The organism is Pseudomonas putida (assembly GCF_002025705.1).
Classification (GTDB): domain Bacteria; phylum Pseudomonadota; class Gammaproteobacteria; order Pseudomonadales; family Pseudomonadaceae; genus Aquipseudomonas; species Aquipseudomonas putida_J.
Genome location: NZ_CP018846.1, coordinates 3,696,920 through 3,719,045 on the forward strand (window position 1 = coordinate 3,696,920; position 22,126 = coordinate 3,719,045).

The 22,126-nt window shown below is 62.5% G+C and carries 19 protein-coding genes; 13 read left to right on the forward strand and 6 right to left on the reverse strand.

The features are described 5' to 3' along the window. The first annotated feature begins 110 nt into the window (after positions 1 to 110). On the forward strand, positions 111 to 1,727 hold the full coding sequence (locus BUQ73_RS16740) for an inorganic phosphate transporter (protein WP_079228903.1): 1,617 nt from the start codon (positions 111 to 113) through the stop codon (positions 1,725 to 1,727). Positions 1,728 to 1,877: 150 nt separating this feature from the next. Here the strand turns inward: BUQ73_RS16740 and BUQ73_RS16745 are convergent, their stop codons facing one another. The 3 genes from BUQ73_RS16745 to BUQ73_RS16755 form a co-directional block, all read right to left on the reverse strand. Further along, positions 1,878 to 2,573: a glutathione S-transferase N-terminal domain-containing protein gene (locus tag BUQ73_RS16745; RefSeq protein WP_079228904.1), complete on the reverse strand. Its 696-nt coding sequence runs from the start codon at positions 2,571 to 2,573 to the stop codon at positions 1,878 to 1,880. 88 nt (positions 2,574 to 2,661) lie between these two features. Further along, a complete protein-coding gene (locus BUQ73_RS16750; protein WP_027920586.1) occupies positions 2,662 to 3,162 on the reverse strand; it encodes a PaaI family thioesterase in 501 nt (166 codons plus the stop codon). Between the two features lie 58 nt (positions 3,163 to 3,220). After that, positions 3,221 to 4,603 carry an amino acid permease gene (locus BUQ73_RS16755; protein ID WP_079228905.1) on the reverse strand — a complete coding sequence of 461 codons (1,383 nt, stop codon included), beginning with the start codon at positions 4,601 to 4,603 and terminating at the stop codon, positions 3,221 to 3,223. Positions 4,604 to 4,869: 266 nt separating this feature from the next. Here BUQ73_RS16755 and gcvA point away from each other — a divergent pair, with 266 nt between their 5' ends. Both gcvA and BUQ73_RS16765 read left to right on the forward strand, forming a co-directional pair. Next, positions 4,870 to 5,766: a transcriptional regulator GcvA gene (gene gcvA, locus BUQ73_RS16760; RefSeq protein ID WP_079228906.1), complete on the forward strand. Its 897-nt coding sequence runs from the start codon at positions 4,870 to 4,872 to the stop codon at positions 5,764 to 5,766. Between the two features lie 209 nt (positions 5,767 to 5,975). Then, positions 5,976 to 7,226, forward strand: a complete 1,251-nt coding sequence (locus BUQ73_RS16765) for an aspartate aminotransferase family protein (RefSeq protein WP_079228907.1) — start codon at positions 5,976 to 5,978, stop codon at positions 7,224 to 7,226. Between the two features lie 3 nt (positions 7,227 to 7,229). Here the strand turns inward: BUQ73_RS16765 and BUQ73_RS16770 are convergent, their stop codons facing one another. Next, a complete protein-coding gene (locus BUQ73_RS16770; RefSeq protein ID WP_027920590.1) occupies positions 7,230 to 7,532 on the reverse strand; it encodes a hypothetical protein in 303 nt (100 codons plus the stop codon). Between the two features lie 264 nt (positions 7,533 to 7,796). Between BUQ73_RS16770 and BUQ73_RS16775 the strand changes: the two genes are divergently transcribed. Both BUQ73_RS16775 and fusA read left to right on the forward strand, forming a co-directional pair. Next, positions 7,797 to 8,222 (forward strand): hypothetical protein, encoded by a 426-nt coding sequence (locus BUQ73_RS16775; RefSeq protein WP_079228908.1) that lies wholly within the window; start codon positions 7,797 to 7,799, stop codon positions 8,220 to 8,222. A 73-nt stretch (positions 8,223 to 8,295) separates the two neighbouring features. Beyond that, positions 8,296 to 10,410 carry an elongation factor G gene (gene fusA / locus BUQ73_RS16780; RefSeq protein WP_079228909.1) on the forward strand — a complete coding sequence of 705 codons (2,115 nt, stop codon included), beginning with the start codon at positions 8,296 to 8,298 and terminating at the stop codon, positions 10,408 to 10,410. A 153-nt stretch (positions 10,411 to 10,563) separates the two neighbouring features. Here the strand turns inward: fusA and BUQ73_RS16785 are convergent, their stop codons facing one another. After that, positions 10,564 to 12,006: a SulP family inorganic anion transporter gene (locus BUQ73_RS16785; RefSeq protein WP_079228910.1), complete on the reverse strand. Its 1,443-nt coding sequence runs from the start codon at positions 12,004 to 12,006 to the stop codon at positions 10,564 to 10,566. 96 nt (positions 12,007 to 12,102) lie between these two features. After that, a complete protein-coding gene (locus BUQ73_RS16790; RefSeq protein WP_079228911.1) occupies positions 12,103 to 13,260 on the reverse strand; it encodes a hypothetical protein in 1,158 nt (385 codons plus the stop codon). Between the two features lie 144 nt (positions 13,261 to 13,404). Here BUQ73_RS16790 and BUQ73_RS16795 point away from each other — a divergent pair, with 144 nt between their 5' ends. The 8 genes from BUQ73_RS16795 (at position 13,405) to nuoF (ending at position 22,118) form a co-directional block, all read left to right on the forward strand. Continuing rightward, positions 13,405 to 14,169, forward strand: coding sequence for a secretin N-terminal domain-containing protein (locus BUQ73_RS16795; RefSeq protein WP_192858661.1), 765 nt, complete (start codon positions 13,405 to 13,407; stop codon positions 14,167 to 14,169). Positions 14,170 to 14,659: 490 nt separating this feature from the next. Further along, positions 14,660 to 15,985, forward strand: coding sequence for an isocitrate lyase (aceA, locus tag BUQ73_RS16800; protein WP_023534769.1), 1,326 nt, complete (start codon positions 14,660 to 14,662; stop codon positions 15,983 to 15,985). Positions 15,986 to 16,253: 268 nt separating this feature from the next. Beyond that, positions 16,254 to 16,916: a lysoplasmalogenase gene (locus tag BUQ73_RS16805; protein ID WP_192858662.1), complete on the forward strand. Its 663-nt coding sequence runs from the start codon at positions 16,254 to 16,256 to the stop codon at positions 16,914 to 16,916. 381 nt (positions 16,917 to 17,297) lie between these two features. Then, on the forward strand, positions 17,298 to 17,711 hold the full coding sequence (locus tag BUQ73_RS16810; RefSeq protein ID WP_011534614.1) for an NADH-quinone oxidoreductase subunit A: 414 nt from the start codon (positions 17,298 to 17,300) through the stop codon (positions 17,709 to 17,711). A gap of 10 nt (positions 17,712 to 17,721) precedes the next feature. Further along, on the forward strand, positions 17,722 to 18,399 hold the full coding sequence (locus BUQ73_RS16815) for a NuoB/complex I 20 kDa subunit family protein (RefSeq protein WP_027920598.1): 678 nt from the start codon (positions 17,722 to 17,724) through the stop codon (positions 18,397 to 18,399). 79 nt (positions 18,400 to 18,478) lie between these two features. After that, complete coding sequence (nuoC, locus tag BUQ73_RS16820) at positions 18,479 to 20,260, forward strand: NADH-quinone oxidoreductase subunit C/D (RefSeq protein WP_027920599.1); 1,782 nt, start codon at positions 18,479 to 18,481, stop codon at positions 20,258 to 20,260. A 2-nt stretch (positions 20,261 to 20,262) separates the two neighbouring features. Then, positions 20,263 to 20,760 carry an NADH-quinone oxidoreductase subunit NuoE gene (gene nuoE, locus BUQ73_RS16825; protein WP_012273294.1) on the forward strand — a complete coding sequence of 166 codons (498 nt, stop codon included), beginning with the start codon at positions 20,263 to 20,265 and terminating at the stop codon, positions 20,758 to 20,760. After that, positions 20,757 to 22,118: an NADH-quinone oxidoreductase subunit NuoF gene (gene nuoF, locus BUQ73_RS16830; RefSeq protein ID WP_079228913.1), complete on the forward strand. Its 1,362-nt coding sequence runs from the start codon at positions 20,757 to 20,759 to the stop codon at positions 22,116 to 22,118. The genes nuoE and nuoF overlap by 4 nt, the downstream gene beginning before the upstream one ends. Positions 22,119 to 22,126 lie beyond the last annotated feature (8 nt).

Consider the following 22,126-nt stretch of genomic DNA (forward strand, 5'->3'; position numbering starts at 1 on the left):
GCCTTTACCGTCTGTCTTGAGCCTAGGTAATTCATTGACCGAGGTCACGTCCAGGCGGGGAATTGTTTCTATGCTCAGAGCCACCCTCGCCGACGCCAACCGGAGCCCCCATGGCAACCCCGTCCCTGGCCAGCCAGCAGCCACTGGCCCACAGCGATTCCCGCCCGCAGCTTTCGCACAAACCCGGGCGCGCCACCCTCGTACTGTTCTTCGGCCTGCTGCTGGCCGGTATCGCCTACACCGCCTGGAGCCTCAAGCAGGACGTGACCGCCAGCGACACGGTGGTCACCACCATCACGCCGTTTCTGCTGCTGGGCCTGGCACTGCTGATTGCCCTGGGCTTCGAGTTCGTCAACGGCTTCCATGACACCGCCAACGCAGTGGCCACGGTGATCTACACCCACTCGCTGCCGGCGCCGGTGGCGGTGGTCTGGTCCGGCCTGTGCAACTTCCTCGGCGTGCTGCTTTCCAGCGGCGCGGTGGCGTTCGGCATCATCGCCCTGCTGCCGGTGGAGCTGATTCTACAGGTCGGTTCCTCGGCAGGCTTTGCCATGGTCTTTGCCTTGCTGCTGGCAGCCATCATCTGGAACCTCGGCACCTGGTGGCTGGGGTTGCCGGCGTCCTCCTCGCACACGCTGATCGGCTCGATCATCGGCGTCGGCGTGGCCAACGCGCTGATGCACGGGCGTGACGGCACCAGCGGGGTCGACTGGGCCCAGGCCAGCAAGGTCGGCTATGCCCTGCTGTTTTCGCCACTGATCGGCTTCGCCTGCGCAGCCCTGTTGCTGCTGGCACTGCGCGCGCTGGTCAAGCGCAAGGAGCTGTACCAGGCGCCGGAAGGCCGCACGCCACCGCCATGGTGGATCCGCGGGATTCTGATCCTGACTTGCACCGGCGTGTCGTTCGCCCATGGTTCCAACGACGGGCAGAAAGGCATGGGCCTGATCATGCTGATCCTGGTGGGCACCCTGCCGATGGCCTATGCCCTGAACAAGACCATGCCCAGCGAGCAGGCGCTGCAGTTTTCTGCGGTGGCCGAGGTGACCCGCCAGGCGCTGGTACGCACGGCCCCCGGGCCGGCCCCCGGCGACCCGCGCCAGGTGCTAACCGCGTTCATCGCCGAGCCCAAGGCCAGCCCGCAACTGGTGCCGGCGCTGGCTGAGCTCACCGGCATGATCGGTGACCAGGTCAAAGGCTACGGTTCGCTGCGCAGCGTGCCGGGCGAGGCCATGGCCAACGTGCGCAACGACATGTACCTGACCAGCGAAGCCATCCGCCTGATCGAGAAAAAACAACTGGTGACGTTGGACGCCGATACCCGCAGCCATGTGCAGCTGTTCAAGACCCAGCTGGACGACGCCACCCGCTATATCCCGCTTTGGGTCAAGGTGGCGGTGGCCATCGCACTGGGCCTGGGCACCATGGTCGGCTGGAAGCGTATCGTGGTGACAGTGGGAGAAAAGATCGGCAAGACCCACCTGAGCTATGCCCAGGGTGCTTCGGCGGAAGTGGTCGCCATGTGCACCATCGGTGCGGCGGACATGTTCGGGCTACCGGTGTCGACCACCCACGTGCTGAGTTCGGGGGTGGCTGGGACCATGGTCGCCAACGGCTCGGGGATTCAGCAGCGCACACTGATCAACCTGCTGATGGCCTGGGTGCTGACCCTGCCGGCGGCGATGCTGCTGGCCGGGAGCCTGTACTGGTTGCTGAACCAGATCTTCTAGGCTGAAATGCGAGTCTTGTAGGAGCGGCCTTGCGTCGCGAAAGGGGTGCGAAGCGCCCCCAGGATTCAGCTCCGCCGCAAGTATCGCCAGGGCCGCTTTGCGGCCCTTTCGCGACGCAAGGCCGCTCCTACAGAGGTCAGTGTTGACTGATCAGGCGGGGATTTTCAGGCCACGCTGCACCGCTGGCCGCTCAAGGAACTTCGCCAGCACACGCTGCACTTCCTTGAATTCGTCGAAGCCCACCAGATCGCGTGCGTTGTAACGCTCCACAAGGTTGCGCACCCAAGGGAAGATGGCAATGTCGGCGATGCTGTATTCATCGACCATCCACTCGCGCCCTTTCAGGTGCCGGTCCAGCACACCCAGCAAGCGCTTCGATTCGTTGACGTAACGGTCGCGCGGACGCTTGTCTTCGTATTCCTTGCCAGCAAAGAAATGGAAGAAACCAACCTGGCCGAACATCGGCCCGATGCCGCCCATCTGGAACATCAGCCACTGCAGGGTCTGGTAACGCTGGGCCGGGTCCTGGCTCAGCAACTGACCGCTCTTTTCTGCCAGGTACTGCAGAATCGCCCCCGATTCGAACAACGGCAACGGTTGGCCGCCCGGGCCGTTGGGGTCGAGGATCGCCGGGATCTTGTTGTTGGCGCTGAGCGAGATGAACTCGGGGCTCAGCTGGTCATCGTTGTCGAAGCTGACCTTGTGCGGTTCGTAGGCCAGGCCGATCTCCTCCAGCATGATCGACACCTTGACGCCGTTGGGCGTGGGCAGCGAGTACAGTTGCAGGCGTTCGGGGTGCTTCGCGGGCCATTTACGGGTGATGGGGAAAGCGCTCAGATCGGTCATGGTCAACCTTGGCCTTGGGAATGGACTTGTCACTCTAGAGACATCCCGCGCGGCTGACCATCACCGGCCGTTGATCAGCTGGTCTGGCTCAGCTGGCTTGGCCATGCGCCTTGAGCTTGAGCTTTTCGGTGTCCACCCGCACGAACACCGAATCGGCGCTTACCGTCAGTACATCGCCGGCCCAGACCTCGCAGATGACCCGGGTCTTGCGCCCGACTTCACCTTCCACGCGCGCCTTGAGCAGCAGCTCCACGCCCATCGGGGTGGGTTTGAGGTAATTCAGCCCAAGGCTGCCGGTGACGCAGTCGATGCGCGGCAGGCTGCCCGCTTCACGGCCTTCGGCGCGGTAGTGGTAGGCCATGGCGGTCCAGTTCGAATGGCAGTCGACCAGCATGGCCAGCAGGCCCCCATAGACCAGGCCGGGCCAACCGATGAAGGTGCTGTCGGGTGAGTGCCGGCACAACAGGTGAATGCCGTCGGCATCCCAGTGGCTTTGCAAGTGCAGGCCGGATGGGTGGGAGCAGCCACAACCAAAGCAAGTACCTTCGGGGGCGGCAAGGGCCTGGAGAGAAAGAATCGGGTCGTTCATACGCTGCCTGTGCTTGTTGGAATGGGGGGCGCGAAACGCCCCCCATTAAAGCAGAAGCTCAAGCCGGCTGGGCAACCACCTTGCCGCCCTTCTGGGTCAGCGACACCAGCAGGATGAACAGGGTCACGCCGGCGGTCATCAGCGTCTCGTAGCGGTAGGCATCGCTGAACAGCATGTAGCCCAGGACCATCACGATGGTGCCGATCACCAGCCAGGTCAGCCAAGGGAACAGCCACATCTTCAGCTCCAGCGGCCGCCCTTCACGTTCGGCACGGGCGCGCATGCGCAGTTGCGACACGGCGATCACCAGGTACACCAGCAAGGCGATGGCGCCAGTGGTGGACAGCAGGAAACCGAATACCTTGCCCGGCAGTACATAGTTGACGAAGCAACCGACGAAGCCTGCCAGGGTCGAGAGGATCACCGCCACGGTCGGCACGCCAGCGCCGGAAATACGCTTGGTCATGCTCAACGCCTGACCACGGGCACCCAGCGAGTAGAGCATCCGCGAAGCCGTGTAGAGGCCGGAGTTCATGCAACTGGTCACCGCCACCAGCACCACCAGGTCGACCAGCAACTTGGCCCCCGGCACATTCAGCACTTCCAGCACACGCTGGAACGAGCCCACCGCTTTGAGGCTTGGGTCGTTCCAGGCCACCAGCGACACCACCAGGAAGATCGACGCCAGGTAGAAGATGGCGATGCGGTACACCACCAGATTGGTAGCGCGGCGGATCTTGTCTTTCGGGTTGGCGGTTTCGTCGGCGGCAATGGTCACGATCTCGGCACCGAAGAACGAGAAGATGGTGATCAGCACGCCACCGAGCACGGTGCCGAAACCGTTGGGCATGAACCCGCCGTTGTCCCACAGGCGGCTGATGCCGGACACCTCGGCCAGCGGCCAGAAGCCGAACACGGCCAGGCTGCAGACCCCGATGAAGGCGATGATCGCGACCACCTTGACCAGCGCGAACCAGTACTCGAACGCGCCGAAGTTCTTCACGCTGACCAGGTTGCTGCCCGACAGCACGACCATGATCAGGAAAGCGAACAGCCAGGACGGCACGCCAGGGAAATAGGCATGCAGGATGTCTGCACCGGCAATGGCCTCGACCGGAATGATCAGCACCCAGAACCACCAGTACAGCCAGCCGATGGTAAAGCCGGCCCAGGGGCCGATGGCCTCCGAGGCGTAGGTGGAGAACGAACCGCTGTTGGGGTTGGCGATGGCCATTTCGCCAAGCATGCGCATCACCAGCAGCACCAGCAGGCCGGTCATTGCATAGGAGATGAGAATGGCCGGGCCCGCAGTGGCGATGGCGTTGGAAGAACCGATGAACAGGCCGGCACCAATGATGCCGGCAATGGAAATCATGGACACCTGACGCGAGGTCAGACCGTGCTGCAAGGAACGCTGTTTGTTGTTGTGTAGCGAAGCCATGAAGAACCCTCGAATGGGTCGGCCGGCGTGCGGCGCATGTGCCGTCGACGGCTGAAAGTTGGAGCAGAATTCGGGTAGGTCGTATTGCTCGTTGTTGTTGTTTTATGTCGCCGGTCGCGCACTTGCCTCCTCTTCGCCATACCGGTTGTAATCGTTGATCGAGGTCAGTATTAATCTATAGGGCGAGGTCAACAAACGACCTTTTCGAAGCACATGATTCCGATATGGAATGAACTTCTTCCTTTTTTGCTCGGTACGCGCCTGCCATGTCCAAACGCCTGATGCCCTCGACCACCGCCCTGCAGTGCTTCGAAGCCGCCGCCCGGCACCTGAGCTTCACCCGTGCGGCACAGGAGCTGCACCTGACCCAGAGCGCCGTCAGCAAGCAAGTGGCGCAGCTTGAGGACATGCTCTCGCATTCGCTGTTCCAGCGTATTCGCCGGCGCCTGCACCTGACCCCGGCGGGGGCGCTGTACCTCACCGAAGTGAACAAGATCCTCACCCAGATCGACATCTCCAGCCGCTACATCCTCAGCTACGGCGACGAGACCGAGGTGCTGCGCATCGCCACCCAGCCGACCTTCGGCGCACGCTGGCTGGTGCCCAGGCTCAAAGGATTCGGCGACCGCCACCCGCGCATTCACCTGGACATCCGCAACGAACTGGAGCCATTCGACCTGGTGCAGGCCAAGGCCGATATCGCCTTCTTCTTCGGCCAGGGCACCTGGCCGGGGGCTACCTGCATCGAATTGTTCAGCGAGGAAGTGGTGCCAGTGTGTGCGCCCGGCCTGCTGGCCCGGCACCGTTTCGACAGTGCCGAGGCGCTTACCGAACACCGGCTGCTGCAGTGCGCATCACGCCCGGAGGCCTGGCACGAGTGGTTCCTGGGGTTGGGCCTGCACAGCCAGAACAGCTACCACGGGCCGCGCTTCGACACGTTCTACCTGTGCATCCGGGCGGCCATCGCCGGCTGTGGCATAGCTTTGATTCCGCGCTACCTGGTGGCTGAAGAACTGAGCGAAGGCAAGATGGTGGTGGCCTGGGACCACCCGGTGGCGAGCAATGGCCGGCATTTCATCGCCCATGCCGAGCACGCCGCAGAAGTGCCCAAGGTCAAGGCCTTCGTGCAGTGGATTCGCGAGCGGGTGGCTGAGGGGGATTGACGTAACCTGAACTTGCCTCTTCGCGGGCAAGCCTGCTCCCACAGGTTCTGCGCAAGATTCAAGTCTTGCGCGGTACCTGTGGGAGCAGGCTTGCCCGCGAAGAGGCAAGTTCATGAATCTGGGGAATGACCGCAATCGAATAATTCGTTTGCGGAATAATACTGCGGCGCGCTTGGATATTAAGAAACTCGAACAAGGTCCACGTGCCCATGAATCTGGAAAGTATCAGTCAATCCATCGCCATCGTTCATCCGATCACACTTTCCCATGGCCGTAATGCCGAAGTCTGGGATACCGACGGCAAACGTTACATCGACTTTGTCGGCGGTATCGGCGTACTCAACCTGGGCCACTGCAACCCGGCCGTGGTCGCAGCAATCCAGGCCCAGGCCAGCCGCCTGACCCACTACGCTTTCAACGCCGCCCCCCATGGCCCGTACCTGAAGCTGATGGAGCGCCTGCGCCAGTTCGTCCCGGTCAGCTACCCGTTGGCCGGCATGCTCACCAACAGTGGCGCAGAAGCTGCGGAAAATGCCCTGAAGGTCGCCCGCGGCGCCACCGGCAAACGCGCCATCATCGCCTTCGACGGTGGCTTCCACGGCCGCACCCTGGCCACCCTGAACCTCAACGGCAAGGTCGCCCCCTACAAGCAGCGGGTCGGCGAACTGCCGGGGCCTGTATACCACCTGCCCTACCCCAGCGCCGACACCGGCGTCACCTGCGAGCAGGCGCTCAAGGCCATGGACCGCCTGTTCAGCGTGGAATTGGCGGTCGAGGACGTGGCAGCGTTCATCTTCGAACCGGTACAAGGCGAAGGGGGTTTCCTCGCCCTCGACCCGGCGTTTGCCCAGGCGCTGCGGCGCTTCTGCGACGAGCGCGGGATCCTGATCATCATCGACGAGATCCAGTCCGGCTTCGGCCGCACTGGCCAGCGCTTTGCCTTCCCGCGCCTGGGTATCGAGCCGGACCTGCTGCTGCTGGCGAAAAGCATCGCCGGCGGCATGCCGCTGGGTGCAGTGGTCGGGCGTCAGGATTTGCTGGCGGCATTGCCCAAGGGCGGCCTGGGTGGCACCTATTCGGGCAACCCGATCGCCTGCGCGGCGGCGCTGGCGAGCCTGGCACAGATGACCGACGAGAACGTCGCCACCTGGGGTGAGCGCCAGGAACAAGCGATTGTTGCCCGCCACCAGCGCTGGAAGGCCTCGGGCCTGAGCCCGTTCATCGGCCGACTGACTGGCGTAGGTGCCATGCGTGGCATCGAGTTCGTCAATGCCGATGGCAACCCGGCCCCGGCGCAGCTGGCCAAGGTAATGGAAGCGGCGCGGGCCAAGGGCCTGCTGCTGATGCCTAGCGGCAAGGCGCGGCACATCATCCGCCTGCTGGCACCGCTGACTATCGAGGCCGAGGTGCTCGAAGAGGGGCTGGATATCCTCGAGCAGTGCCTGGCCGATCTGGTCTGAGGCTTAAAGGCCCAGTTCCTGTGGGGTGAGCATGTCGGACTCGAAGGCAATCCAGCCGCCTTCGAGTTCGGCGTGGCCGTTGACGATCGGGCCGTAGTAGGTCAGGCCGTTCTCCAAGGTCACGCAGATGTGCGTGGCCGACTTCTCGGGGGCCGCGAGCGTACCGACGAAATGCACCTTCTTCAGGGTTTCGGTCACCGCTTCCAGACCCACGCGCATGTTGGGGTTTTCCGAGGCCTCGGTGTCACCGCCACGGTCTTCGGCGCTGATGGTCACGGTGGCGGTGTACGGGTACTTGGTGCTCAAGCGGGGTTACCTCGAAAAAGGGTTGGGCGTGTTAAGGCGCGTAGAGTACGGCAGGTGATCTCTATTGTCTCTACTGGCCTCTTCGCGGCGGTTCGACGCCTCGATAAACCCGCTCCCACAGAGATTGCACATTGCTCAAGGTACGCACACTAACTGCGGGAGCGGGTTCACCCGCGAAAGGGCCAGACCTGCAACAGGTGATCTGAAGAGCCCGATCTGTTAGGGTGCCCGCCGATGCACGCCACACCACACGAGGACACCTGAGTGAGCGCCGAAGAACCCCTGATCGCCGACCTGTTCGAGGTTGACAAACGCCTGACCCTCAAGCCCGTCGTGGACTTCAACAGCTACCTGCGCAGCGCCTTCGGCGAAGGCCCGTGCCGCTGCTACCGCTGCGCCGAAGGCAGCGACGAAAGCAGTTACAGTCATGCACACAACTTCACCTTCGAAGGCCGCCCCTGGCACCGCCGCTTTGCCAGCACCGCCGGCAGCGACGTCGCCCAAGTGCTGAAAAAGGCCTGGCTGTCTTACACCAAGGCCGACCTCAGCCTGATCGGTGCGCTGGACCTCACCATCCTCAAGACGTTCACCGAAGCCGCCCTGCACGAGCGCCTGCTGGCCCTGCTGCCGGCCAGCGGCCTGGCCCGCCAAATCGACGGCCAGTGGATGCTGCAAGCCCAGGCCGACTGACGGCCCGGCGGTCAGGCAGGATTCCCCCGCTCTGCTACCGTGGGAGAATCCGTATCGCCGCAGGTAGTCCGCCATGGCCCGTACAACGCCCATCGAGCTGTACCGCAATATCGGCATCGTCGCCCACGTGGACGCTGGCAAGACCACGACCACCGAACGCATCCTGTTCTACACCGGGGTCAACCATAAAATGGGCGAGGTGCATGATGGCGCCGCGACCATGGACTGGATGGCCCAGGAGCAGGAGCGCGGCATCACCATCACCTCGGCGGCGACCACGGCCTTCTGGCAAGGCTCGACCAAACAGTTCGCCGACAAGTACCGCTTCAACATCATCGATACCCCCGGCCACGTCGACTTCACCATCGAGGTGGAGCGCTCGCTGCGCGTGCTCGATGGCGCGGTGGTGGTGTTCAGCGGTGCCGACGGTGTCGAGCCGCAATCCGAGACGGTCTGGCGCCAGGCCAACAAGTACCACGTGCCGCGCCTGGCCTACATCAACAAGATGGACCGCCAGGGTGCCGACTTCTTGCGCGTGGTCAAGCAGATCGACAAGCGCCTGGGGCACCACCCGGTACCGATCCAGCTGGCCATCGGCAGCGAAGAAAACTTCATCGGCCAGATCGACCTGGTGAAGATGAAGGCGATCTACTGGAACGATGCCGACAATGGCACCAGCTACCGCGAAGAAGAGATCCCCGCCGAGCTCCAGGCGCTGGCCGACGAATGGCGCGCGCACATGATCGAGGCTGCAGCCGAGGCCAATGACGAGCTGACCATGAAGTTTCTCGATGGCGAGGAGCTCAGCGTCGACGAGATCAAGGCCGCCTTGCGCCAGCGCACGATTGCCAACGAAATCGTGCCGACCATCCTGGGTTCTTCGTTCAAGAACAAGGGCGTGCCACTGATGCTCGACGCGGTGATCGACTACCTGCCTGCCCCGTCGGAAATCCCTGCGATCAAGGGCACCGACCCTGACGACGAAGAAAAGCACCTGGAGCGCCACGCGGACGACAAAGAGCCCTTTTCTGCCCTGGCTTTCAAGATCGCCACCGACCCCTTCGTCGGTACCCTGACCTTCGCCCGGGTGTATTCAGGCGTGCTCAGCTCAGGCAACGCCGTGCTCAATTCGGTAAAAGGCAAGAAGGAACGCATTGGCCGCATGGTGCAGATGCACGCCAACCAGCGCGCCGAGATCAAGGACGTGTGCGCCGGCGACATTGCCGCCCTGATCGGCATGAAGGACGTGACCACCGGCGACACCCTCTGCGACATCGACAAACCGATCATCCTTGAGCGCATGGACTTTCCCGACCCGGTGATCTCGGTGGCCGTCGAGCCAAAGACCAAGGGTGACCAGGAGAAGATGGGCATCGCCCTGAGCAAGCTGGCCCAGGAAGACCCGTCGTTCCGCGTGCGCACCGATGAAGAAACCGGCCAGACCATCATCTCGGGCATGGGCGAACTGCACCTGGACATCATCGTCGACCGCATGCGACGCGAGTTCAACGTCGACGCCAATATCGGCAAGCCGCAGGTGGCCTACCGCGAAAAAATCCGCAACACCTGCGAGATCGAGGGCCGCTTCGTCCGCCAGTCTGGCGGGCGCGGTCAGTATGGCCACTGCTGGATTCGCTTCGCTCCCGGCGATGAAGGCAAGGAAGGCCTGGAGTTCATCAACGAGATCGTCGGCGGCGTGGTGCCGCGCGAGTACATACCGGCAATCCAGAAAGGCATCGAGGAGCAGATGAAGAACGGCGTACTGGCCGGCTACCCGCTGATCAACCTGAAGGCGGCGGTATTCGACGGCTCATACCATGACGTCGACTCCAACGAGATGGCGTACAAGATCGCCGCTTCCATGGCCACCAAGCAGCTGTCGCAGAAAGGCGGTGCGGTGTTGCTGGAACCGGTGATGAAGGTCGAGGTGGTGACGCCGGAGGAGTATCAGGGTGACATCATGGGTGACTTGAGCCGGCGCCGCGGCATGATCCAGGATGGCGACGAGACGCCGGCGGGCAAGGTGATCCGTGCCGAAGTGCCGCTGGGGGAAATGTTCGGCTATGCCACCTCGATGCGCTCGATGACCCAGGGGCGTGCAAGTTACACGATGGAGTTCACCCGCTATGCCGAGGCACCGGCGAGCATTGCCGATGCCATCGTCAAGAAGAACCGCGGGGAAGCCTGAGTTCAGCGCCCCCTGTGGGAGCGGCCTTGCGTCGCGAAAGGGCCGCAAAGCGGCCCCGGCAACTCATGCATTACCACCGGAAACCTGGGGCTGCGTTGCAGCCCTTTCGCGACGCAAGGCCGCTCCCACAAAGACTGTGCCTGCGGCCGATACTCAGTGCTGCTCTCCAGCCCGCTTCAGCAGCTTCTTGCAGCGCTCCGACAGGTGCACCACGCGCAAATGCTTGCCCGCCTTGGCATAGCGTTCACGCAAGGTCTTCAGCGCAGCAATCGCCGAGTAATCGACAAAACTCAGGTGCCGGCAATCCAGGGTGACCTTGGCCGGATCACCCGCCGGGTCAAACTGATTGAGAAACGGCGCGGTCGAGGCAAAGAACAACGTGCCATGCACCTGGTAATGCTTGCACCCTTCCCCGTCCTCGTGGCTGTCGGCATATAGCTCGCGGGCATGCTGCCAGGCGAAGTTCACCGCTGCGATGACGATGCCGAACAGCACCGCCGTGGCCAGGTCGGTGAACACCGTCACTACCGTTACCGCGATGATCGCCAACACGTCGCTCACCGGCACCTTGTGCAGTACCCGCAACGAGGCCCAGGCAAAGGTCTGCTGGGCCACCACGAACATCACCCCGACCAGTGCCGCCAGCGGAATGCGTTCGATCAGCGGCGACAGGAACAGCACGAACAGCAGAATCATCACCCCGGCCACCACGCCCGACAGCCGGCCACGACCGTTGGAACTGAGGTTGATCACGGTCTGCCCGATCATCGCGCAGCCGCCCATGCCGCCGCACAGGCCAGAGATCATGTTGGCCGCGCCCAGGGCCACGCATTCGCGGTCCGGGTAGCCGCGGCTCTCGGTGATCTCATCGGTGAGGTTGAGGGTCAGCAGGGTTTCCAGCAGGCCAACCATGGCCATCAGCACCGCGTAGGGGGCGATGATCTTCAGGGTTTCCAGGTTCCACGGCACTTGCGGCAGGGCCAGCTGCGGCAGGCCACCGGCGATGTGCGCCATGTCGCCGAGGGTACGCGTTGGCAGGTCGAACAGGTACACCAGCACGCCAACCCCAAGGATCGCCACCAGTGCCGGCGGCACCGCGCGGGTCAGTTTTGGCAGCACATAGACCACCAGCATGGTCAGCGCCACCAGGCCGAGCATCAAGTACAGCGGTGCACCGCTGAGCCAGTGCTCGCCGTCCTTGAAGTGCTCGAGCTGGGCCATGGCGATGACGATCGCCAGGCCGTTGACGAAGCCAAGCATCACCGGGTAAGGCACCAGCCGCACCAGTTTGCCCAGCCGCAGCAGGCCGAACAGGATCATCACCACCCCGCCCAGCAATACCGTGGCCAGCAGGTATTGCACACCGTGTTGCACCACCAGGGCGACGATCACCACCGCCATGGAACCTGCAGCCCCGGAGATCATCCCCGGGCGGCCGCCGAACAACGCCGTCAGGGTGCAGATGATGAAGGCGCCATACAGGCCCATCAATGGGTTGAGATGGGCCACCAAGGCAAAGGCGATGCATTCGGGCACCAGGGCAAACGAGGTGGTCAGGCCGGCGAGCAGGTCGGCACGTAGTCGGGCGGGTTTCATGGGCATCCTGTGGTGCGGTCCTGGCGGACGGTACGAAAAATCAAGGGGCGCGATGTTACGGAATTTGTCTGACAGCGGCCACCGCAAGGCGTGTCATCAGCGTGTGCGAGTCAGCCACTGCGCCATCGACGCATCCTCCAAGGCGTACTCGCCGCGGTTGGCCTTCCACACCAGCTCCTTCTCGCGCAGGGCGTCCAGGGCCTTCTGCACGCTGGGCGTGCTGGCATTGGCTTCGACCTGGGCCTGCTCCAGCTTGCGCGCCACATCGAGCAAGGTCTGCTCGGTGAACGGCGAGAACGGCTGCCGGCCCTGGGCACGCTCGGCCATGATCTGAAGCACTGCCTGCTGCAAGGGCGACAGCTCATTCCAGGCACTTTCGTAATCGCTCCACACCCCGGCCTGGTGATTGAGCGCGCCGGTGCGCAACAACTCACCCAGGTTAGCCGCCTCGCCCAAGCCTACGCTGACCTCGGCCAGCAACTTGTTGAGCATTTCAGGCCGTCGCCCCACCAACTCGAAGGCATATTCCAGGTCTGCGGCCTTGAACTGGTTGCTGTCGGCCAGGCGGCGGTTCCACAGTTCGGTAATGAAGCCGACATACTCGCGCCCAAGCAAGGGAAACGGGGTAATGCTGGCACCGAAGAACGGCTGCTTGCTCTTGAGCACCAGGTTGGCGAGCTTGTCGCGGCTGGAACCTGTGAACACCAGACGCAGGCCGTCCGGGCGGTCACCCCGGTTCAGGTGGTCGCGCGCAGCCTTGAGGGCGAACATGGCATTGAGGCCGTCTTCACTGTTCAGGGCGTGCTGTGCTTCATCGATGATCAGTACCACCATCTGCCCTGACACCTGGTGCAGCACCGCCAGCGCCTGGGCCAAGGTGGTGCCCGCGGGCAGTTGTGGACGGGTGAAATCCCAGCTGAGGGTGCGCAGCAGGTTGATCTTGTCGATACCGGCTTTTTTCGCCGCCTTGGCCAGTGCACTCTCGAAGCCGCCAAGCGCGGTGCCGATCGCGCCGCTGATCAGGTCTGCCGGGGCGGCGTCGCGGTCCGACCACAGGTCGACATACACCGGTAGCCAGCCACGCTGCACACACTCGGGGATGAAGTCGTTGTTGAGGAAGGTACTTTTACCGGTACGCCGAGGTGCCGCCAGGAACATCCCCGAACTGTAATCGACCAGCGATTCGCCGGCCAAATCCTGGGCCAGGGCCTTGGCCAGCTGCTCACGGCGCAGGAGCGGGCGGGAGGGCGACATGTCATTATCCTCAATTATCTGGATGACTATAATTTATAGCCTACAAGATAAAACCCGATAAAACACCCTGCGTTCATTCAGCCGCAAACATGCAGTCAAGCCACTGTGATCCAGGCCCGGCAAACTCCTGACAAATTTGCCATCATGTTGATTCCACTTGCGGAGAACATGAGCATGCCGCTACGCCCCCTTTTCGCCTCGCTGCTGCTGGCCGCCAGCCTCACTGCCCAGGCCGCCACCGAGGTGGTGCCCTTGCAGCATCGCAGCAGCGCCGAGCTGTTGCCCGCCGCCCAGGCATTCATTGGCCGCGACGGCACCGTCAGCGCCTTCGAGAACAAGCTGATCGTCAACGCCAGCCCCGAACGCATCGACGACCTGCGTGCCCTGCTGCAGCAGCTGGACACCGTTCCCAAGCGGCTGCTGATCAGTGTCGACAACAACGACAGCAACTACCAGGACAACCACGGCAACGGCCAGGTCATTCGCTATGGCACTAGCAACCGCGAAGGCGGCTTGCAGCAGATCCAGGCCAGCGAAGGCCAACCGGCACTGATTCAGGTCGGCCAGAGCATCCCGGTCACAAGCACCAGCACCGACGGCTACGGGCGCATCCAGAGCAACACCGAATACCGCAATGTGACCCAAGGTTTCTACGTCACGCCAAGCTTGAGCGGGGATACGGTTCGCCTGCAAATAAGCACCAATAATGACCGAATCAGCCAGGAACGTGCCGATGTAGTGAAAGTGCAAAGTACCGACACGACAATCAGCGGAAGGCTCGGCGAATGGATCACCCTGGCCGGCTACAACCAGCAGAGTCAAGCCGACCGCAACCCGTCAAGCCGTACGTACAGCACGCAACGGGGTGAAAACATGACTTTGCGTGTCAAAGTCGACCTTCTGGACTGATCCCAGGCAATTCAAGGCCTCGACCAAAGGCCTTGAAACTGACTGCCAAGTCGCATTAGACCAAGGATGTAGTAAGTTAGAAAAAGCACTACAAAACATTTGACAGGGTGTTTTTCCCAAGGGCATGATGGCCTCGCTCCCGCTAATCAGGGGCCCTGGCAAGGGCCTTCGAGGCGTACTCCTTCCACCCCTGGAGGCACCTCGTGTCTATACGGCCCACAAGGCGGTTCGACGGGATTGCGACTGCAACGAAGAAGTTGTCCCGAGGGACGGAAGCGCATCACCGCAGTTCTGGCAATCGCATAGCACCGCAGCAAGGCAACCACGAGCCGACCTGCCGGAGCACACTTGCGCCTGGCCTGCACCTCCTTCCCCTTCGAGCCTTCGCGTTCGCCGCCGCACTCCCCCGGACAGGACAGCCGCCAGGTCCCTGATCTGCCCCGAGCATCAGCACAATTAACCCAAGATCGATGCGACGAGGTTTATTTCCATGGCACTGACACGCGAACAGCAAATTGCAGCCCTCGAGAAAGACTGGGCCGAGAACCCGCGCTGGAAAGGCGTGACCCGTACCTACACCGCCGCCGATGTCGTTCGCCTGCGTGGCTCCCTGCAGCCGGAGCACACCCTGGCTCGCCTGGGCGCAGAAAAACTGTGGAAGCTGGTCACCCAAGGTGCCCACCCGTCCTTCCGCCCAGAAAAAGATTTCGTCAACTGCATGGGCGCCCTGACTGGCGGCCAGGCAGTGCAGCAGGTCAAGGCCGGTATCCAGGCCATCTACCTGTCCGGCTGGCAAGTGGCCGCCGACAACAACTCGGCCGAGTCCATGTACCCAGACCAGTCGCTGTACCCGGTCGACTCGGTACCAACTGTGGTCAAGCGCATCAACAACTCGTTCCGCCGCGCCGACCAGATCCAGTGGAAAGCCGGCAAGAATCCGGGCGACGAAGGCTACATCGACTACTTCGCGCCAATCGTGGCTGATGCCGAAGCCGGTTTCGGTGGCGTGCTGAACGCCTACGAGCTGATGAAGAACATGATCGAAGCAGGCGCCGCTGGTGTGCACTTCGAAGACCAGCTGGCCTCGGTGAAAAAATGCGGCCACATGGGTGGCAAGGTACTGGTACCTACCCAGGAAGCCGTGCAGAAGCTGGTGGCCGCGCGCCTGGCTGCCGACGTATCGGGTGTGCCAACCATCATCCTGGCCCGTACCGACGCCAACGCCGCTGACCTTCTGACCAGCGACTGCGACCCATACGACCAGCCGTTCGTGATCGGCGAGCGTACCCGTGAAGGCTTCTACAAGGTGCGTGCCGGCCTCGACCAGGCCATCGCCCGTGGCCTGGCCTACGCTCCGTACGCCGACCTGATCTGGTGCGAGACCGCCAAGCCGGACCTGGACGAAGCCCGCCGCTTCGCCGAAGCGATCAAGAAGGAGTACCCGGACCAGATCCTGTCGTACAACTGCTCGCCTTCCTTCAACTGGAAGAAGAACCTGGACGACGCGACCATCGCCAAGTTCCAGCGCGAACTGTCGGCCATGGGCTACAAGCACCAGTTCATCACCCTGGCCGGCATTCACAATATGTGGCACGGCATGTTCAACCTGGCGCACGACTACGCCCGCAACGACATGACCGCCTACGTGAAGCTGCAGGAGCAGGAATTCGCCGACGCCAGCAAAGGCTACACCTTCGTGGCGCACCAGCAGGAAGTCGGCACCGGCTACTTCGACGACATGACCACCGTGATCCAGGGTGGCGCTTCGTCGGTGACCGCACTGACCGGCTCGACCGAGGAAGAGCAGTTCCACTGATAGTGGGGTGCTGATGTAGGAAGGCCCGGGGCTTGCAAAAGCCCCGGGCCTTCCTTTTGGGGCTACGCAAGGCCTGTAGGAGCGGCCTTGCGTCGCGAAAGGGCTGCGCAGCAGCCCCGGCACTCGACGCTTTTGCTCAAGAACCTGGGGCTGCTGCGCAGCCCTTTCGCTACGCAAGGCCGCTCCTACAAGGACTGCAGCCAACCTGGGAGCAGCAAAAACCAGGATCAGGTCTATGCTTGAGGCAGCACAGCAGCAAGGACCGCCCATGCCCCGTCCAAGCCACCTGATCGTCATCGCCCTGGCCGCCGCTTCTCTCTATCTATACGCACTGGCCAGCGACAACGCCGTGCTCGGCCTGCTGGCCAAACCCGTCCCGGTACTGGCCCTGATCGCCTGGCTACGCAGCGCACCCGCCACACCCTATCGCCGCTGGATCAGCGTCGGCCTGGCCTTCTCGGTGCTCGGCGATATTCTTCTGGCCATCCCCGCCGACCTGTTCGTGTTCGGCCTGGCCGCGTTCCTTTGCGCCCACCTCGCCTACCTGCGCGCCTATTGCGGCCTGACCTTGCGCCCCGCCCCGCTGGCACTGCTATCGAGCGCCATCATCGGCATCAGCCTGTTCAGCGTGCTTGCCAGCCACGGCCTTGGCCCGCTGCTGCTTCCGGTATCGGTCTACGCACTTGCCATCAGCGCCATGCTCTGGCGGGCCCTGGCCTGCGGTGGTATCGCCGCGCTCGGCGCCTGCCTGTTCGTGTTCTCTGACAGCCTGATCGGCATCGACCGCTTCGTCAGCCCGTTCGCTGCCGCGCCTTACCTGATCATCCTCGCCTACTGGCTTGGCCAATGGGCGATCGCTTCATCAGTTCGCCATGGCTCAACCGATAAAGTATTGACCCAGAGCGGTGCGCGCGGCGTCGGAAGCTGCTAGAACAGGAGTATTTCGCATTTGCAAGTAGGGCAAATCTGCATATGAACTTTACAAGGGGCAGAACAACCGAATTAGAAGGCATCAGTTCAAATGATATTAATTATCATTACGAAGTTTGTAATTCGTTACCAGTCGCAAGAAACATAATTAACAAAACCGCATGCAATGCCCGAATTTCAAGGCTTTCAGCCAGTTAGGAGCGAGTTTTGTTCTAAATCCTACGAATAAATTTGCAACGGAAATTTTACTTGCACCGGGTTTACCCATAAAATCAGCGCGATTGATTCAGCTGCGACATTTGGTCACTGCACCTGCGACACCACGTCGCCGCTCTACTTATTTCAGACTGCAGAGCTGGGTCTCTGTATAAGGATCTCTAGCATGTCCGATTCGGCAGGACTCATCGCCCACAACTGGGGCTTTGCCATCTTCCTTCTGGGTGTCGTCGGCCTGTGTGCCTTCATGCTCGGTCTCTCCAGCCTGCTCGGTAGCAAGGCTTGGGGCCGTGCCAAGAACGAACCCTTCGAATCCGGCATGCTGCCCGTCGGCAGCGCCCGCCTGCGCCTGTCCGCCAAATTCTATCTGGTCGCGATGCTGTTCGTGATCTTCGATATCGAAGCCCTCTTCCTGTATGCATGGTCTGTGTCCGTCCGCGAAAGCGGCTGGACCGGATTCGTCGAAGCACTCGTTTTCATAGCAATTCTGTTGGCTGGTCTTGTCTACCTATGGCGCGTCGGGGCCCTTGACTGGGCTCCCGAAGGTCGCCGCAAGCGGCAAGCGAAGCTGAAACAATGAGGCTTTGGCAATGCAATACAATCTCACCAGAATCGATCCGGATGCGCCCAACGAGCAGTACCCGGTAGGTGATCGGGAAACCGTCACCGACCAGCTGCTCGAGGACCAGGTCCACAAGAACATCTTCATGGGCAAGCTTGAAGATGTGATGCGTGGCGCGGTCAACTGGGGTCGCAAGAACTCCCTCTGGCCGTACAACTTCGGCCTGTCCTGCTGCTACGTGGAAATGACCACGGCCTTCACGGCACCCCACGACATCGCCCGCTTCGGCGCCGAAGTCATCCGGGCCTCGCCGCGTCAGGCCGACTTCATGGTCATCGCCGGTACCTGCTTCGTCAAAATGGCGCCGATCATCCAGCGCCTGTACGAGCAGATGCTCGAGCCCAAGTGGGTCATCTCCATGGGTTCGTGCGCCAACTCCGGTGGCATGTACGACATCTACTCGGTCGTTCAGGGGGTCGACAAGTTCCTCCCCGTGGACGTCTACGTGCCTGGCTGCCCGCCACGCCCTGAGGCTTTCCTGCAAGGCTTGATGCTGCTGCAGGAGTCGATCGGCCAAGAACGACGCCCGCTTTCCTGGGTGGTTGGTGATCAAGGCATCTACCGTGCCGAGATGCCAGCCCAGAAAGACCTGCGTCGCGAACAGCGCATTGCGGTAACCAACCTGCGCAGCCCCGACGAAGTCTGATCCAGCGACCTGCCGCCCGCTCCCTGAGGAGCCGGCGGCCTGGCTTCATTCTTAACGCTGACCCAAAGCGACCGAGACCATGACAGCGGACAACGCTATTTTCATTCCGCCCTACAAGGCTGACGACCAGGATGTGGTCGTCGAACTGCACAACCGTTTTGGCGCCGACGCATTCGTCGCCCAGGAAACCCGCACCGGCATGCCCGTGCTGTGGGTCAAGCGCGCACAGCTCAAGGAAGTGCTCAGCTTCCTGCGCGGCGTCGCCAAGCCTTACAGCATGCTGTACGACCTGCACGGCGTCGACGAACGCCTGCGCACCCAGCGCCGCGGCCTGCCAGCTGCTGACTTCAGCGTGTTCTACCACCTGCTGTCGGTAGAACGTAACAGCGACGTGATGATCAAGGTGTCGCTCAGCGAAGGCGACCTGAACCTGCCAACCGTCACCGGCATCTGGCCAAACGCCAACTGGTACGAGCGCGAAGTCTGGGACATGTTCGGCATCGACTTCGCCGGCCACCCACACCTCAGCCGCATCATGATGCCGCCGACCTGGGAAGGTCACCCGCTGCGCAAGGACTACCCGGCCCGTGCCACCGAGTTCGACCCCTACAGCCTGACCCTGGCCAAGCAGCAGCTTGAAGAGGAATCGGCGCGTTTCAACCCGGAAGCCTGGGGCATGAAGCGTCAGGGCGCCAACGAGGACTACATGTTCCTCAACCTCGGCCCGAACCACCCTTCGGCCCACGGTGCCTTCCGTATCGTCCTGCAGCTGGATGGTGAAGAGATCGTCGACTGCGTACCGGACATCGGCTACCACCACCGTGGTGCCGAAAAAATGGCCGAGCGCCAGTCCTGGCACAGCTTCATCCCCTACACCGACCGTATCGACTACCTCGGCGGGGTGATGAACAACCTGCCGTACGTGCTCGCGGTCGAGAAGCTGGCCGGCATCCAGGTGCCGCAGAAGGTCGACGTGATTCGCATCATGCTGGCCGAGTTCTTCCGCATCACCAGCCACCTGCTGTTCCTGGGTACCTACATCCAGGACGTTGGCGCCATGACCCCGGTGTTCTTCACCTTCACCGACCGCCAGCGCGCCTACACCGTGATCGAAGCGATCACCGGTTTCCGCCTGCACCCGGCCTGGTACCGCATCGGTGGCGTCGCCCACGACCTGCCGCGCGGCTGGGACAAGCTGGTCAAGGACTTCGTCGAATGGCTGCCCAAGCGCCTCGACGAGTACACCAAGGCTGCCCTGCAGAACAGCATCCTCAAGGGCCGTACCATCGGCGTTGCCGCGTACAACACCAAGGAAGCCCTGGAGTGGGGTACCACCGGCGCCGGCCTGCGTGCCACCGGTTGCGACTTCGACCTGCGTAAAGCCCGCCCTTACTCCGGCTACGAGAACTTCGAGTTCGAAGTACCGCTGGCCCACAACGGCGATGCCTACGATCGCTGCATGGTCCGTGTCGAAGAGATGCGCCAGAGTATCCGCATCATCGACCAGTGCCTGCGCAACATGCCGGAAGGCCCGTACAAGGCGGACCACCCGCTGACCACGCCGCCGCCGAAAGAGCGCACCTTGCAGCACATCGAGACCCTGATCACGCACTTCCTGCAAGTCTCGTGGGGCCCGGTCATGCCGGCCAACGAGTCGTTCCAGATGATCGAGGCCACCAAGGGCATCAACAGTTATTACCTGACGAGCGATGGCGGCACCATGAGCTACCGCACCCGGATCCGTACCCCGAGCTACCCGCACCTGCAGCAGATCCCTTCGGTGATCAAAGGCAGCATGGTCGCCGACCTCATTGCGTACCTGGGCAGTATCGACTTCGTTATGGCTGACGTGGACCGCTAAGCATGAACAGCACGCTTATCCAGACAGACCGTTTCGCCCTGAGCGAAACCGAGCGCTCGGCCATCGAGCACGAAATGCATCACTACGAGGACCCGCGCGCGGCGTCCATCGAAGCCCTGAAGATCGTCCAGAAAGAACGTGGCTGGGTGCCGGACGGCGCCATCCATGCCATCGGCGAAGTGCTGGGCATCCCTGCCAGCGACGTCGAGGGTGTGGCCACTTTCTACAGCCAGATCTTCCGTCAGCCCGTTGGCCGCCACATCATCCGTGTGTGCGACAGCATGGTCTGCTACATCGGCGGTCACGAATCCGTGGTCAGCCAGATCCAGAGCGAGCTGGGCATCGGCCTCGGCCAGACCACCGCGGACGGGCGCTTCACCCTGCTGCCGGTGTGCTGCCTGGGCAACTGCGACAAAGCCCCAGCGCTGATGATCGACGACGACACCTTCGGTGACGTGCAGCCGGCTGGCGTTACCAAACTGCTGGAGGGTTACGTATGACCATTACTTCCTTCGGCCCGGCCAACCGCATCGCGCGTTCGGCCGAAACCCACCCGCTGACCTGGCGCCTGCGTGATGACGGCGAGCCGGTCTGGCTGGCCGAGTACGAGTCGAAGAACGGCTACGCCGCTGCCCGCAAGGCACTGGCGCAGATGTCTGCCGACGACATCGTGCAAAGCGTCAAGGACTCCGGCCTCAAGGGCCGTGGCGGTGCAGGCTTCCCCACTGGCGTGAAGTGGGGCCTGATGCCCAAAGACGAATCCATGAACATCCGCTACCTGCTGTGCAACGCGGACGAAATGGAGCCGAACACCTGGAAGGACCGCATGCTGATGGAGCAACAGCCCCATCTGCTGGTCGAGGGCATGCTGATCAGCGCCCGCGCCCTGAAGGCCTACCGTGGCTACATCTTCCTGCGTGGCGAGTACACCACCGCGGCGAAGAACCTCAACCGTGCCATCGATGAAGCCAAGGCCGCCGGCCTCTTGGGCAAGAACATCCTGGGCAGCGGTTTCGACTTCGAGCTGTTCGTGCACACCGGTGCCGGGCGCTACATCTGCGGTGAAGAAACCGCACTGATCAACTCGCTGGAAGGCCGCCGCGCCAACCCGCGCTCCAAGCCGCCCTTCCCTGCCGCCGTTGGCGTGTGGGGCAAGCCGACTTGCGTGAACAACGTCGAAACCCTGTGCAACGTGCCAGCCATCGTTGCCAACGGCAACGACTGGTACAAGTCGCTGGCCCGTGAAGGCAGCGAAGACCACGGCACCAAGCTGATGGGCTTCTCCGGCAAGGTGAAGAACCCGGGCCTGTGGGAACTGCCGTTCGGCGTCACCGCCCGCGAGCTGTTCGAAGACTACGCCGGCGGTATGCGCGATGGCTTCAAGCTCAAGTGCTGGCAGCCAGGCGGCGCCGGTACCGGCTTCCTGCTGCCCGAGCACCTCGACGCACAGATGTACGCCGGTGGCATCGCCAAGGTCGGCACCCGTATGGGTACCGGCCTTGCCATGGCGGTCGACGACAGCGTCAACATGGTCTCGCTGCTGCGCAACATGGAAGAGTTCTTCGCCCGTGAATCGTGCGGCTGGTGCACCCCATGCCGTGACGGCTTGCCGTGGAGCGTGAAGATGCTGCGCGCACTGGAGAAAGGCCAGGGCCGCGCCGAAGACATCGAGACGCTGCTGGGGCTGGTCAACTTCCTCGGCCCAGGCCGTACCTTCTGTGCTCACGCACCAGGTGCCGTCGAGCCATTGGGCAGTGCCATCAAATACTTCCGCTCGGAGTTCGAGGCCGGTGTAGCGCCTGAAAGCGCTGGCACCCTGCGCCCGAACCTGGCGAAGCCGATCGTGGTCGGCGCATAACAAGATGA